Source organism: Paenibacillus methanolicus, assembly GCF_008124765.1.
GTDB classification, from domain to species: Bacteria; Bacillota; Bacilli; order Paenibacillales; family Paenibacillaceae; genus Paenibacillus_Z; species Paenibacillus_Z methanolicus.
Map to the genome: position 1 here is coordinate 265,882 of NZ_VNHS01000007.1, position 13,336 is coordinate 279,217.

Here is a 13,336-nt window from a genome sequence, read left to right on the forward strand (position 1 = left end):
GAAGGGGCTAAGCCCTTTGTTCATATATTCTTCGCAATTCGGTAACGCTCGTTTAATAGTTGTCCTTTAATATTCAAGGTGACAAGTAAATAACCAATCAAGGTTGGAGTTCACGGAGAAACCTGATCGGGCTGTAGGCGCAAGCGCCGCAGTTCTGATTCAGGTTTCTTTTTGCTGCTCCAATCCCCAATTCAGCAAATGGAGGGTTTAGAAGATGAAAAAGAAGATTGCAAGCGTAACACTGCCGGTGGCCATGTCCGTCCTGCTGGCGGCATGCGGCGGAGGCAACGCAGGTAACACGAACAACGCGGAGAATGCGGGCAACGCGGGAGCGGCCAATGCCGCGGAGACGGCAAGCGCGGCAGGCAATGCGGCGAAGACGGAAGCGGGCGGCGAGAAGATCGCCCTCAAATACTGGTACGCGTTCGGCGGCAAGATCGAAGAAGCGAAGAAGGAGCTCGTCAAGCGCTTCAACGAATCGCAGGACCGCATCGAGATCGTCGCCGAGCATCAAGGCGGGTACGAAGATTTGCACGCGAAGGTGCAGGCGGCGTTCGCCGCGGGCAACGCGCCGGCTATCACGGACTTGGAGATTGCGTCGACTGGCGTGTTCGCCCGCTCGGGTATGATCCAAGAGTTGACCGAGCTCGCCGAGCGTGACAAAGACAAGTTGAAGCTGGACGATTTCAACCCGGGGCTCATGGGCAACGCCTACGTGGACGAGAAGCTGTATGGCCTTCCGTTCATGCGCAGCACGCCGATTCTGTACAAGAACGTGACGATGCTCAAGGAAGCGGGCCTCGACCCGGCCGGGCCGAAGACGTGGGATGAGCTGGAGCAATATTCCCGGACGCTCAAGGAGAAAGGCAAAGTCGGCATGACGATGCCGGCGGATATTTGGTACTACGAGGGGCTCGTGGCGCAGAGCGGCGGCACGATGCTGAGCGAAGACGGCAAGTCGGCGGCGTTCAACTCGCCGGAGGGCGTGGCGCCGGTCGAGTTCTGGAAGAAGCTCGCAAGCGAAGGGTTGATCAAAATCCCGGTCGGCGACGAAGCGGGCGCGACCGCGGACAAGGATTGGTCCAATCAGCTGGCGGCGTTCAAATTCGGCTCCACCGCGGGCGTATCCGGCAGCTTGGAGATCGCCAAAGGCAACAACTTCGAGATGGAGACGTCGTTCATGCCGGCGAACAAAAGCTACGGCGTTCCGACGGGCGGCTGTCAGCTGGTCATCACCTCCAAGCTGGACGACGCGCAGAAGGAAGCGGCATGGGAGTTCGTTCAATTCATGACGACGGCGGAGAGCACGATCTACCAGCATAAGCATGTCGGCTACCTGCCTACGCGCCTGTCGGCGCTCGAGACGGATGAGCTGAAGGAGCACTTCAAGCAATTCCCGCAATACAAAGTCGCCGTAGACCAGCTGGAACACGCAAGACCGCGTCCGATGGAGACGGCTTATCCGGAAGTGGCCAGCATCCTGAAGACGGCGATCGAAGAGGCGATCCTCGATTCGAAAGTAACGCCGCAGGACGCGCTGAACGAAGCGGCCGAGAAAGCGAATAAGCTGCTGTCCAAATAAGTCGCGCAAGACCGACCTAATTAAACAAGCAAGCGGGCGGCGCCGTCATTGCGCGATAACGTCGGGGCCGCCGCGTTACTGAATACTACATCTAACGGGGGTGCTCAGATGGAGCCGGCACTTTGGTTGTCCGACCTCAAAGTGATTATTTTCGATATGGACGGCACCCTGTACCAGGATCATACGTTCATGGAACGCTACATTCGCTATCTATTGGAAGGTACCGAAGCCGAGCCGCATACCGAATCTGCGGTCTCGCTGGGCTTGGCGATTCTCTCCGGACAACATCCGGTGCAATGCGGATATTTCTACGATGAAGCGCAGGATCTGGTGCTCGTGCGCGAGGCGGACCGCTTCGTGCATGCGCTGAACTGGGACGGAGCCGTGCTGCCGATCGATGCCGGGATGTCCGCCATGCTGGCGGGCGAGACGGCGATGCCGGAGCGGTTGATCCCGTTCGGCGACCCGTGGGGCATCGCGGCGATCATGGGCCGCCGTTACAAACTGACGGAGCAGAAGCGGCTCGAAGCGTTCCGCCGGGTGCGCGAGGAGATGGTGCGGGAGCCGTACATTTTCCCCACCAGCCGCAGCTTATTCGAGGCGCTCGCCGCGCTGACGGCGATCGAGAAGAAGGTCGTCATGACGAATACGTACCTGGAATCGGGGCTGGCGTTTCTTCAATTCATGGACATTCATCACCTGTTCGACGAGGTGTACTGCGGGGCCGAGAAGCCCGAGGGCATTGACCGTTATATGAGGGAGCTGCTGGCGCAGGGCTATAAGCCGGAAGAAATTCTGTCCGTCGGCGACAACGCGTGGAACGATCTCGAGCCGGTCCATCGGCTTGGCGGCCGCACGTGCTTAATCTCCCCGTACGCAAGCGCCGAGTCGACGCGTTGGGATCTTCGTTTCACTGAGCTGGAGGAGCTGGAGGAGCTGCTTCGCCTGGTTCAACAGGCAACGACAAGGAGGATGGCGGATCATGGCCAAAATCGAGCTGATCAACATTTGCAAGAAATATAAGGACGAGACGGTCATCGACGACTTGAATCTGACGATCAAGGACGGCTCGTTCACCGTGCTCGTCGGCCCGAGCGGCTGCGGCAAGTCGACGACGCTGCGCATGATCGCGGGTCTCGAGACCGCGACCGGCGGCGAGATTCGCATCGGGGGCAAGCGCGTCAACGACACGGCGCCCGGTCACCGGGACGTGGCGATGGTATTCCAGAATTACGCGCTCTATCCGACGATGACCGTGCGCGGCAACATCGAATTCGGGCTGAAGAACCGGGGCGTCGCGAAGGCGGAGCGGGAGAAGCTCATTGCCGAGATCGCCGAGATCGTCGGCCTTGATCAACTGCTCGACCGGAAGCCGCAGCAGCTCTCCGGCGGCCAGCGGCAGCGGGTGGCGCTCGCCCGCGCGATGGTGAAGAAGCCGAAGGTGTTCATCCTCGACGAACCGCTCTCCAACCTCGACGCGAAGCTGCGCAACCAGATGCGGACGGAGCTTATCCAGCTGCACCGTCGCCTTGGGACAACGTTCGTCTACGTGACGCACGACCAGGTGGAAGCGATGTCGATGGGCGACGAGATCGTCGTCATGCACCAGGGCGTCATCCAGCAGGCCGACACGCCGATGAAGCTGTACCACGAGCCGGCGAATCTGTTCACCGCCCAATTCATCGGCACGCCGGCAATGAACGTGCTGGATACGCGCGATGCCGCGGGGCTTTCGCTCGAGAGCGAGAGCACGGTCGCGAAGCTCGGATTCCGGCCGGAGCAGGCCGTGTTCGACTGGGGCGGCATGCACGAGGGCTACCGGTTGACGGGCGAAGTCATGACGCGGGAGAGCCTCGGCGCGGAGAATATCTACCAAATCAAGGCTCCGGGCGGCGTGTTCTTCGTGAAGACGTTCCTCGAGCCGCTGCGCGAAGAGCAGACCGTCCGCGTCGTCGTTCCTTACGAGCAGCTGTATTATTTCGGGCCGGACGGCAAACGTCTGTATGGCGTGCGCGTTCAGGAGCGGCAGCTCGCGGCGGCCGGAGGCGTATAACATGACCGCCTGGGAGAAGCTGCGTCCGTACGGGATGGTCGCGCCGTCGATCATCATTTTCTCGATGTTCTTCATCTATCCGATTTTCTACATGATCTACCTAAGCTTCTACGACTGGAACTTCGTCAGCCCGGACAAAACGTTCGTCGGGCTGCAGAACTTCAAGGATTTGCTGACCGACGAGGATTTCCGGCAGGTGCTGTCCAACACGACGCTTTATACGCTGATGACCGTGGCGCTGACGACCGGGCTGTCGCTCTTCCTGGCGCTGTGGCTGAACCGCAAAGGGGTGTTCCACGCGTTCGTGCAGGGCGCGATTTTCAGTCCCCACATCATCTCGCTCGTCTCCATCTCGCTCCTGTGGAGCTGGCTGATGGATCCGGAGTACGGGCTGCTGAACTGGGTGATCGGACTGTTCGGCTTCGAGAAGATGCAGTGGCTGTCGCATCCCGAGACGTCGCTCGTATCGCTCGTCATCGTGGCGGTGTGGAAGGGAATCGGCTACAACACGCTCGTCTTCATCGCGGGTTTGCAGAGCATCCCCGCCGACATCTACGAGGCGGCCGCGCTGGATCAATCCAAGCCGTGGACGACGTTCCGCCGCATCATTCTGCCGATGCTCTCGCCGACGATCTTCTTCCTCGTCATCATCAACATGATCGGCTCGTTCCAGGTGTTCGAGACGATCGCGATCATGACGCAGGGCGGTCCGGTCAACTCGACGAACACGCTCGTGTATTACATCTATGAGAACGGATTCCGGTTCTTCAAAATCGGCTATGCCTCGGCGGCGGGCGTCATTCTGCTCGCGATTGTCGGGCTGCTAACGATCGTCTACTTCCGGCTGTTGTCCAGCCGCGTTCATTACCGTTAGAAAGTGGTGAAACAAGTGAAAGCAACCAAATCCGGCATTCTCGCCGAAAGCGGCGACGCGGCGATGACCCGAAGTATGGAGCGAAGCGGAGAGACACAGGCAAGCCTGGCCCGAGTCGGCCGCATGGCGCTGCGCGTGCTGAACGTCCTCTGCCTGCTGCTGCTTGTGCTCGTGTTCGCGATGCCGTTCGGATGGATGCTCTCGACGTCGCTGAAAACATTGCCGGAGACGATGATTTTCCCGCCGGCGTGGATTCCGAAGCAGCCGGTCTGGGAGAATTACGCCGAGGCGTGGAAGACCGGTCCGTTCCTGAAATATTTCATGAACAGCTTCATCGTGGCGATCGGCATTCTGATCTGCCAGGCGCTGACGATCATTCCGGCCGCTTACGCGTTCGCCCGTTACAAATTCGCCGGCTCGAACCTGCTGTTCGGCGTCGTCATGGTAACGCTCATGATTCCGGCGCAGCTCATCTTCCTGCCGGTGTATCTGGAGCTGAGCGCCCTGAAGCTGCTCAATACGCACTTAGGTCTCATTCTGCCTTTCGCCTCGAGCGCCTTCGGCATCTTCCTATTGCGTCAAGGGTTCATGCAGGTGCCGGAGGAGCTGATCGAGGCGGCGCGCCTCGACCAAGCGAGCGAATGGAAAATCATCGTGCGGCTGATGGTGCCGCTGGTGAAGCCGGTGCTCGTCACCTTCGCGCTGTTCAGCTTCATCGCGCATTGGAACGACTACTTCTGGCCGCTCGTCATGACGACGAACGAGACCGCCCGCACGCTGCCGCTCGGCATCGCCAAGATCCGAGAGGTCGAGGGCGTGGCAACGTGGAACGTGCTCATGGCCGGCAATCTCATTCTCGTCGCGCCGATTCTCGTCGCGTTCTTCTTCTCGCAGCGTCACATTATCCGCGCCTTCGTCTATAGCGGCGTGAAATAAACCCACAACGGAAAGGTTGGATGAACCATGACAGTCATCGTCGCGCATAGAGGCTGGTCGGGCGCCGCGCCCGAGAATACGATGGCCGCTTTCGAGCTGGCCCTCAAGGAGCCGAAGATCGATTACATCGAGCTTGACGTGCATCTGTCGGCGGACGGCGTGCCCGTCGTCATACACGATCATACGCTGAACCGGACGACGAGCGGGGCGGGTCCCGTGCGCGAAGCTTCGTACGCGGAGCTTGCGCGGCTGGATGCCGGCAGCTGGTACGCGCCGGAATTCGAGGGGGAGCGGATTCCTTCGCTCGAAGAAGTGTTGGAGCTTTGCAAGGGCCGCGTGCGCCTGGCCGTCGAGCTGAAGACGATGGGCGAGCTGAACCGCGGGCTGGAAGAGAAAGTCGTCTCGCTGATCCGTCAGCACGAGATGCAGGATCAAGTGGTGCTCTCCTCCTTCGACCACGATTCGATGAAGCTGGCGCATGAGCTCGCTCCCGAGATCGCGACCGGGCTGATCCTGCTCGGTAAGCCTACGCTGCTGCTCGAGCAGCTGGCGTTCACCGGCGCGACGAGCTTGTCTATCCATTACGGATTCCTCACGCCCGAACTGCTGGCGCAGATGCTCGAAGCGGGTATCGATACCGGCGTATGGACCGTGGACGATCCGGATCAACTGAACCAACTGGTCGGCCGTTATCCGGACCTGCGGATCACGACGAACTGTCCGGACCGGCTGCTGGCGGCGATCGGCGCTCAAGCGGCGAGCGTGCGTTAACGGAGGCTAAGCGTGATGCGCCGAGCGAAGCGGATGTCGCTGCTGCGCGCGGGAGCGGCGGGACTTGCGGCCGCCGCGACCGTGCTCGTCCTGACCTCGTTCATGCTGTCGCCGCGCCTGTCCGAAGGGATAACCGTAATCGCGCACCGAGGCGCGTCCGGCTTCGCGCCGGAGAATACGATGGCCGCCTTCGAGCTGGCCGTGGAGATGAAGGCGGACTATCTCGAGCTCGACGTGCACCTGAGCAAGGACGGCGAGCTGGTCGTTCTCCACGACGAGACGCTGGAGCGGACGACGGACGGGGTTGGACTCGTGAAGGACCACACGTGGGCGGAGCTGAGCGCGCTCGATGCGGGGAGCAAGTACGAACCGGCCTTCCACGATGAGCGGATACCGCTGCTGCGCGAGGTGATGGATCGCTACGCAGGCCGAATCGGCATCTTGATCGAGCTGAAGAAGACGGCGCTCTATCCGGGGATCGAGGAGAAGCTGGCGGAGTTGATCGAGGACTACGACGTCGCCGTGGCAGCGGGACGGGACGGCCGGGAGGCGCCGGTCATGATCCAGTCGTTCGACCGGGAATCGGTGCGCTTCCTGGCCCAGCGGCTGCCGGACATTCCGCGAGCGGTGCTCGTCCACCCGGATGAGCATCCGCTATCGGCTGACACGCTGACTGACCTGGCTTCGTATGCGGACTATATCAACTGCAATTTCGAAGAGCTTGATCGCGGTCTCGTCCGGGATATTCATGCGCAAGGCCGCAAGGTGATGGCGTGGACGCTGCGGGACGAGCGGGAGATGGAGCGCATCGCGCGGTTGGGCGTGGACGGGATTATTACGGATTACCCGGTGTGGGGGTATGAGGGAAATAGTAGGCATACCAGTCCCTAGTTAAAATGGCAGAACGGCGTTAACCCTGGATTTACAGGGGCTAGCGCCGTTTTGTTTTGGTGTGGCAATGTTAAATTCTGTGTTAGTCATGCTACACTTATAAGCAAGTTCTGTATTGAAAGAAGGGGTATCTCATCGCATTCACCCACCTAATTATTGAACTCCATTGTTTGTATGGAATTGGTGACACAGAGGAGGAAATGTCTGTCCCTGCCTTCTGCAAATACGGTGTGAAAAAGCCCGGTTATCATTGCTTGGGACATGATTGTCCATTTGCGGGACATGCTCCTGCGCCAAACGAAATTGCCTACTCCCATGAAAATGGGGAAGTCGGTCATGATTCCTGGATCGGTTTTGGCGGCGATATGGCACCAGAACCCTATCATGAACAATTGGTTACCGAGCTTAAGGATACTTGGCAACAGGTATGTAAAGAAAAAGTTGAAGAAGCGTACGAGGCATACATGGCGCTTAGCCATGTAAAAGAAAAGCTTACCCCTTCTTAGTCATGTTGTCAGGTAATTAGTCATAGAGGAGGACGATCGGTATGAACACCATCGAATCCATACGTCAAATCGCGCTGTCGCTGCCGGGCGTCGCGGAGAGCGTCTCTTACGGAACCCCTTCATTTAAGCTCAAGGACAAACTGCTGGCGCGCTTCCACGAAGACGGCGTGAACCTGGTGCTGAAAATGGATGCGGACACTCGCGATTTCTACATGCAAGCCAATCCGGAGCGCTATTACATTACGGATCATTACCGGGGCTATCCTTATGTGCTGGTGCGGCTGTCCGAAGTTGATCTCGACGAGTTGACGGGCCATTTTCGCCAATTGTGGAAGGAGCACGCGCCGAAAAAGCTGCTTCGTCAGCATGCCGCAGGCGAGTATGGGATAGACACGTAAGTGGAAGTCTATTCATCATTTACAGACCGGACGGTCGATGCGTATGATAGGAAAATTGCGAGGACTACAATATTGCACATGCATAGAAACGAGGGTCTGTAGTGAGAGAAGCAAATGTTAAAACGTTCATTCTGACCATTCTAGCCGCATTGTTATTCGTGAACCTGCCACAGGGGATGGCAGCCGAGGCAAGCAACTATCCGGCCCAAGCCGGCAGCGTGGTACGCGATCAGAAGATGACGGTCTTGCAACGCGTAGACGGCCGAACGGCGGTCATCCGGATGGGAATGACCAAGGCGAGCGTCGACCGGCTGCTCGGGGAGCCGGAAGCATACCGTTCTCCGGACGGCGGGGACTATTACATGTATGGCGATGTCATGGCGGGGTACATGAACGGTCGGTTGGCGTTGTTCTCGCTGGGCGAGGCATCGACGCTTGCAAGCGGCGTGGGCGTGAACAGCAGTCTTGCGAACGCGTCCAAGAAGCTAGGAGCGCCTTCCGTCTCGAATACGCTGACCTACGGCTACCGATGGGATGCGAAGTCGGCCACGCTCTTTCAGCTTAAAGGGACGCAGGAGCTGCAGCGATATGCGGGTCGGTCGGACTTTTATTTGCTCGAGCTATCCGTCAATGGACTGGGGGATATGTACGGCATTCAGTTGGTACGCGGCGACTATGCCATTTCTTCCATGGAGCGCGTCGAGCGCAACAATGAGGCGCTAATGCCCACGGAGGCCGCGAAGCCGATCACGATGGCCGATCTCGCTGTGGTTCAAGAAGGCACGCAATCGCGCGTGACTTTGGGAATGACGAGGAAGGAAGCGGAAGCTGTGATCGGGATGCCTATCGACGAGTCGCTGTTCGGCATAACTTACGACGGCATCAAGGTTGGGTACCGGAAAGACCGGGTCGTGGCGCTCATGCTGCAGTTGACCGAGGCGAAGACGCTGTACAAGACGCCGCGTGGAGCGGGATTGCTGACGAGCCGAACGGTTTTCGAAGCGCTCTACGGGCAGACCGAGTACACCGACGAATCGGGTCTGACGTATATCCTCATCCCGGAGGGAACCGAAGGCAAGCTGAGGACGAGCATGATAAATAGCGACGATCAATTGGATATCGATAATAAAAAGCCCGCTTACATCATTAGCACGCTGTTCACGGAATCCGAGGGCGGTCTGCTCGAATTTCTGATGATATGCGATGCGGAATATGCGTCTACGGGGAAATAGCGATAGCGAGGTCATTCCCAGCATGTAGTATGATTACTCCTAGACGATCGCATGAGCGAAAGAGATGTAGGAGAGGGGCATCGCGATGAGAAAAGGTCAGCTCTTGGGCGTCGGGAATACGGCGCGCGTGTATGAGTGGGGAGCGAGCGAAGCGATCAAAATTTTTCATCTTCGGGAGGGCGCGCGCGAGGAAGCGATGAAGGAAGCGCGAAATGCGGAAATCGTCAGCAGGCTCTCCGTCAAAGCGCCCCGGTTCTCCGGGATGATAGAGTACGAGGGCAAGACGTGTCTCCTCTACGAGAAGGTCGAAGGGCCGACGATGCTTGAATACATCCAGCCGACGAAATCAGACGTGACTGAATATGCCCGGTTAATGGCCCAGCTGCAGGCGGAATTGCATGCGGCAGAGTTTGACGTCCGCCCCAATTTAAAGTTCGAATTGGCAGCGCGCATTCGCCATACGCCGGTCATCGCGGAATCGGATAAAGCGGCCGCGCTCGGCATGCTGGAGTCTCTGCCCGAAGGCAACGCGCTGTGCCATTACGACCTTCATCCGGGTAATATCATTCTTTCGCCCAAGGGGCCGGTAATCATCGACTGGATGAACGCGTTGGTCGGCGATCCGCTCGCGGATGTCGCCCGCTCCTTCATGATGTTGAGCTCGAGCGCCTTGCCGCCGCAGGCTCCCGCCTGGTTGACGGAGCGGGCGCTGCGCGACATGTTCGCCGAAGCGTATGTAGTCGAATATGCCAGACTGACAGGGATCGATCGAAGCTCGCTGGATGGTTGGCTCGTCCCCACATTGGCGGCTCGCATCTGCGAAATGCGGGGCCAGGAACAAGTCGAGATCGTGAATCGGCTGCAAGCGGCGATCCATCCAAGCTGAGCGCTAATAGAGGCGGGATCAAGACCGGCTAACCAAGGAGCGCTGTCTGCCGACAATAAAAAAGGGCCATTCCGGCGTCATCGGCGATGACGATTGGCGTGGCCCTTCTCTTATTTTAGAACACGTACGATTCCCCATCCTCCGGTACGAGCACGCGTGATGCGATGCCTTTCTCCGCGATAAAGTCTCTTAATTCCGCTCTCGACAATGTCCAGTGATTGACCGCTTCCATATGGGTCGCGATTATCGTGGCTTCAGGGGCAGCCTTGTGTACCTCGTAAATATCATCCTTGCCCATGACAAGCGATCCGCCCTGGAGAAATTGATTGTCTCCGCCATTGACCGCAATGACGTCAGGTTGATGCGCGGCGATCTCCGCCTGCACCCCTTCATACCACACCGTATCGCCCGCGACGTAGAGCGTTTTCTCGCTCGGATGCTTGAACACGACGCCGCTGACGGGACCCAGGAGCTTGACGAGCGGGCCTCTGCCGTGTTCGCCTTGTGTGATGCACAGCTGGATATCCTCGAACACCGTATCCGCTTGGAGCACCTCGACGCGCTGGAATCCCGCCTTGCGAACTTCGACCGCGTCGGCCTCGCTCTGCACGAACAGCTTGATGTCCTTGGGCAAGGCTGCTTTGGCCGCATCGTCGAAATGATCGAGATGGAGATGGGTTACAACGACGGCGTCTGCCTTTATAATATGGTCGATGGGCAGGGGGAGGTCGACGAGCGGGTTGCGTTGATCTTGCCGGATCGAATTGGCGATAGGCGGATAAGCGCCTTTCTCCGCCAAGAGGGGATCGATCAGGAAGGTTTTACCGGCATACTCGACGATCAGCGTGGCATTTCTAATTTGCGTTACTTTCATTGGATCAGCTCCTTCTCTCTCATGTACTAAGTGTATACGAGGAGCCGGCCGCCGTTACATAGAACAAATCAAGTCATTCGCGCGATTGGCTTGCTTTTTGAAAGTATTGACTTGGGATAAGGACGTGATGAATTGTTGGATCAAACGGATAGACGCATTTTGGAAGAGTTGGCCCAAAACAGCCGGATTACGATGAAGGAATTGGGCGAGCGGGTTCATCTTACGGGTCAAGCGGCCGCGGCGCGCGTCGCCAAGCTGGAGGACAACGGAGTCATCGAGGGGTATACGATCAAAGTCAATCAAGCCAAGATCGGGTGCCTCATGCACGCGTTCATTACGATCTTCACCAAAACCGTACAGCACGAGCCGTTCCTCTCCTTTATCAAGACGCAAGAGGGTCACGTGCTGCGAAACTATAAAATCAGCGGCGACGGCTGCTACTTGCTGGAGTGTCGATTCCCGTCCAACGAGGTGCTGGACGACTTCCTGGTGCAACTTAACGAGCATGCGAATTACAAGATTTCGATGGTGATCAAGAAGCAGTGAGCGACATGCGATTGCCAGCGCCGAAACCAAAAGTGGGAGGGGTACGAAATCGCGGAACTTCGAAGGTCGCTCTATCTCTGATAAGCTGAAATCAATTCAGAGAAGGAGTGATAAACATGAAAACAATCAGCATACTCGGAACAGGCAATATGGGCAAAGCTTTGGTGAAGCAAGCGGCGGCGAACTTGGAAGGGCAGGTCCTGTGGGGATCGCGTAATCCCCAGGAAGCGGCGGAGCTGGCCAAAGGTTTCCGGCAGGAACGCATCGTAACCGGCACGTATGAAGACGCGCTGCAAGCGGATATCATCATCCCGGCTTTCCCGGCCGCGGCGATCATGGAATGGGCGCAAGCGAACCGAGATCGGCTGAAGGACAAAATCGTCGTCGATATCGCGAACCCGTTCAATGCCGACTTCAGCGGCTTCACGACGGCCTGGGGCGAGTCTTCCGCCGAACGCCTGCAAGCGCTGCTGCCGGAATCGATCGTCATTGGCGCCTTTAAGAACACGTTCTTCCGCGTCTTCGACAATCCCGTCTTCCAGGACCGCCAGAGCGACGTGCTCGTCACCGGGGATGACGAAGATGCGGTGCAGCAGTTCATCCAGCGCTTCAACCCGCTTCCGTTCCGCTTCCTTCATGCCGGTCCGCTCGCCAACAACCGGACGATCGAGCGATTCACGCTGCTGGAGCTGGAGCTGGCCGTCCGCTATGGCACGTATCCATACATTTCGCTCCAAGTGTTCGGCATTCCGGAAGCCGTCCCCGTCATTTAACGGAGCAGCTGGACCATCTTCTTGCCTTTCTGCCGGTTCGTGCCGAACACGGCAATCGTGCGCACGGCATCCGGATGACCGAGAGGAATGCCGACTAATCGCTCCGCAGGCAGCGAACTCATATGGGACTCCGGCAGCACGGTCAGTCCCGCGCCATGGTCCACATAACCGAGGATGACTTCTTTGAAGCTCACCTCGGTTTTGATGTGCATGGGGAGATTCGCGGCGAGGAAGAGATCCGTTAGTTTGGCGCGAATCGTGCAGCCTTCCGCATACAGAACAAGGGGCTCTCCGCTTAATTCGTCTAACGCGACGGTTGTTTGCGCTGCGAAAGGATGCGCCTTCGGCACGACCGCGAATAACGGCTCCCGATGCAGATCCCCCATCCACAGAGCAGGATGCATCGAGATGCGTTCGGCCACGAGCAGCTCCACTTCCCCGTTCATCAACATCCGATAGGCCTCCGCCGTAGACTGCCGATAGACGAGCTCCGCCTGATGGCCCTGAGCCTCCAACTTGTGGAGCGAAGGCAGCAGATACCGGGAAGCGATATCCGGCACCGTTCCGATCCGAATCTGCTTCCAAACTTTATGGGGCTCCAGCGCCTTGCTGAGGACCGCCAGCTGATCGAGCAGTACTGCCGAGGCGTCGTATAATACCCTCCCGGCCTCCGTCAGCTCGACCCCTTGCGATGAACGGGTGAACAACTGGACGTCGAACTGCTGCTCCAAGCTGCGCAGCTGCTTGCTGAGCGCGGTATGCGACAGATGCAGCGCCTCGCTTGCTTTCGCGATGCTGTTGGTACGGGCCGTCTCCATAAATCCGATTAGAAAATCCGTGTTCACGCTTCGTGCGCCTCCGTTATCCATTTTTTTCTATCGTACCATAAGATCGCTATGGAAGGCGGGGCGAATGGAAGAGAAAAGAATAGTAGGCCGTATAAAAAGCAGGAGTAGTCGCTTAGAAAGGAAAATATGAAGTGACGTGAATTATTGCGTTTACTCCTTTAGTATG

15 protein-coding genes are annotated in these 13,336 nt (G+C 58.1%); 13 read left to right on the forward strand and 2 right to left on the reverse strand.

The window, feature by feature from the left end; translation table 11 throughout:
• Positions 1 to 214 precede the first annotated feature (214 nt).
• The 11 genes from BCM02_RS19410 (at position 215) to BCM02_RS19460 (ending at position 10,129) form a co-directional block, all read left to right on the forward strand.
• Positions 215 to 1,582, forward strand: coding sequence for an ABC transporter substrate-binding protein (locus tag BCM02_RS19410; RefSeq protein ID WP_148930779.1), 1,368 nt, complete (start codon positions 215 to 217; stop codon positions 1,580 to 1,582).
• 108 nt (positions 1,583 to 1,690) lie between these two features.
• The gene (locus BCM02_RS19415) at positions 1,691 to 2,605 is read left to right on the forward strand and encodes an HAD family hydrolase (protein ID WP_148930780.1); all 915 of its coding nucleotides are present in this window, start codon (positions 1,691 to 1,693) and stop codon (positions 2,603 to 2,605) included.
• Complete coding sequence (locus BCM02_RS19420) at positions 2,565 to 3,635, forward strand: ABC transporter ATP-binding protein (protein ID WP_148930781.1); 1,071 nt, start codon at positions 2,565 to 2,567, stop codon at positions 3,633 to 3,635. The genes BCM02_RS19415 and BCM02_RS19420 overlap by 41 nt, the downstream gene beginning before the upstream one ends.
• A gap of 1 nt (position 3,636) precedes the next feature.
• Positions 3,637 to 4,509 (forward strand): carbohydrate ABC transporter permease, encoded by an 873-nt coding sequence (locus BCM02_RS19425; RefSeq protein ID WP_148930782.1) that lies wholly within the window; start codon positions 3,637 to 3,639, stop codon positions 4,507 to 4,509.
• Positions 4,510 to 4,632: 123 nt separating this feature from the next.
• Complete coding sequence (locus BCM02_RS19430) at positions 4,633 to 5,445, forward strand: carbohydrate ABC transporter permease (RefSeq protein ID WP_246183480.1); 813 nt, start codon at positions 4,633 to 4,635, stop codon at positions 5,443 to 5,445.
• 27 nt (positions 5,446 to 5,472) lie between these two features.
• A complete protein-coding gene (locus tag BCM02_RS19435; RefSeq protein WP_148930783.1) occupies positions 5,473 to 6,216 on the forward strand; it encodes a glycerophosphodiester phosphodiesterase in 744 nt (247 codons plus the stop codon).
• Positions 6,217 to 6,231: 15 nt separating this feature from the next.
• The gene (locus BCM02_RS19440; RefSeq protein ID WP_148930784.1) at positions 6,232 to 7,107 is read left to right on the forward strand and encodes a glycerophosphodiester phosphodiesterase; all 876 of its coding nucleotides are present in this window, start codon (positions 6,232 to 6,234) and stop codon (positions 7,105 to 7,107) included.
• A gap of 200 nt (positions 7,108 to 7,307) precedes the next feature.
• Positions 7,308 to 7,613, forward strand: coding sequence for a hypothetical protein (locus BCM02_RS19445; RefSeq protein ID WP_148930785.1), 306 nt, complete (start codon positions 7,308 to 7,310; stop codon positions 7,611 to 7,613).
• A 41-nt stretch (positions 7,614 to 7,654) separates the two neighbouring features.
• The gene (locus BCM02_RS19450; protein ID WP_148930786.1) at positions 7,655 to 8,011 is read left to right on the forward strand and encodes an MmcQ/YjbR family DNA-binding protein; all 357 of its coding nucleotides are present in this window, start codon (positions 7,655 to 7,657) and stop codon (positions 8,009 to 8,011) included.
• Positions 8,012 to 8,112: 101 nt separating this feature from the next.
• Positions 8,113 to 9,243 carry a hypothetical protein gene (locus BCM02_RS19455; protein ID WP_148930787.1) on the forward strand — a complete coding sequence of 377 codons (1,131 nt, stop codon included), beginning with the start codon at positions 8,113 to 8,115 and terminating at the stop codon, positions 9,241 to 9,243.
• Positions 9,244 to 9,328: 85 nt separating this feature from the next.
• Positions 9,329 to 10,129 (forward strand): phosphotransferase family protein, encoded by an 801-nt coding sequence (locus BCM02_RS19460; RefSeq protein WP_148930788.1) that lies wholly within the window; start codon positions 9,329 to 9,331, stop codon positions 10,127 to 10,129.
• Between the two features lie 115 nt (positions 10,130 to 10,244).
• Here BCM02_RS19460 and BCM02_RS19465 read toward each other — a convergent pair whose 3' ends face one another.
• On the reverse strand, positions 10,245 to 11,003 hold the full coding sequence (locus BCM02_RS19465) for an MBL fold metallo-hydrolase (RefSeq protein WP_148930789.1): 759 nt from the start codon (positions 11,001 to 11,003) through the stop codon (positions 10,245 to 10,247).
• A 132-nt stretch (positions 11,004 to 11,135) separates the two neighbouring features.
• Between BCM02_RS19465 and BCM02_RS19470 the strand changes: the two genes are divergently transcribed.
• Positions 11,136 to 11,549, forward strand: a complete 414-nt coding sequence (locus BCM02_RS19470) for an Lrp/AsnC family transcriptional regulator (protein ID WP_148930790.1) — start codon at positions 11,136 to 11,138, stop codon at positions 11,547 to 11,549.
• 116 nt (positions 11,550 to 11,665) lie between these two features.
• The gene (locus BCM02_RS19475; RefSeq protein ID WP_148930791.1) at positions 11,666 to 12,322 is read left to right on the forward strand and encodes an NADPH-dependent F420 reductase; all 657 of its coding nucleotides are present in this window, start codon (positions 11,666 to 11,668) and stop codon (positions 12,320 to 12,322) included.
• Here the strand turns inward: BCM02_RS19475 and BCM02_RS19480 are convergent.
• Positions 12,319 to 13,167, reverse strand: coding sequence for a LysR family transcriptional regulator (locus tag BCM02_RS19480; protein WP_148930792.1), 849 nt, complete (start codon positions 13,165 to 13,167; stop codon positions 12,319 to 12,321). The two genes, BCM02_RS19475 and BCM02_RS19480, sit on opposite strands and share 4 nt — an antisense overlap.
• Between the last annotated feature and the right edge of the window lie 169 nt (positions 13,168 to 13,336).

What these genes read in the sequence shown, in the direction of transcription:
- BCM02_RS19410 (WP_148930779.1), top strand. Translation starts at nt 215, where the DNA reads ATGAAAAAGAAGATTGCAAGCGTAACACTGCCGGTGGCCATGTCCGTC.
- BCM02_RS19415 (WP_148930780.1), top strand. Translation starts at nt 1,691, where the DNA reads ATGGAGCCGGCACTTTGGTTGTCCGACCTCAAAGTGATTATTTTCGAT.
- BCM02_RS19420 (WP_148930781.1), top strand. Translation starts at nt 2,565, where the DNA reads ATGGCCAAAATCGAGCTGATCAACATTTGCAAGAAATATAAGGACGAG.
- BCM02_RS19425 (WP_148930782.1), top strand. Translation starts at nt 3,637, where the DNA reads ATGACCGCCTGGGAGAAGCTGCGTCCGTACGGGATGGTCGCGCCGTCG.
- BCM02_RS19430 (WP_246183480.1), top strand. Translation starts at nt 4,633, where the DNA reads ATGGCGCTGCGCGTGCTGAACGTCCTCTGCCTGCTGCTGCTTGTGCTC.
- BCM02_RS19435 (WP_148930783.1), top strand. Translation starts at nt 5,473, where the DNA reads ATGACAGTCATCGTCGCGCATAGAGGCTGGTCGGGCGCCGCGCCCGAG.
- BCM02_RS19440 (WP_148930784.1), top strand. Translation starts at nt 6,232, where the DNA reads ATGCGCCGAGCGAAGCGGATGTCGCTGCTGCGCGCGGGAGCGGCGGGA.
- BCM02_RS19445 (WP_148930785.1), top strand. Translation starts at nt 7,308, where the DNA reads ATGTCTGTCCCTGCCTTCTGCAAATACGGTGTGAAAAAGCCCGGTTAT.
- BCM02_RS19450 (WP_148930786.1), top strand. Translation starts at nt 7,655, where the DNA reads ATGAACACCATCGAATCCATACGTCAAATCGCGCTGTCGCTGCCGGGC.
- BCM02_RS19460 (WP_148930788.1), top strand. Translation starts at nt 9,329, where the DNA reads ATGAGAAAAGGTCAGCTCTTGGGCGTCGGGAATACGGCGCGCGTGTAT.
- BCM02_RS19465 (WP_148930789.1), bottom strand. Translation starts at nt 11,003, where the DNA reads ATGAAAGTAACGCAAATTAGAAATGCCACGCTGATCGTCGAGTATGCC.
- BCM02_RS19475 (WP_148930791.1), top strand. Translation starts at nt 11,666, where the DNA reads ATGAAAACAATCAGCATACTCGGAACAGGCAATATGGGCAAAGCTTTG.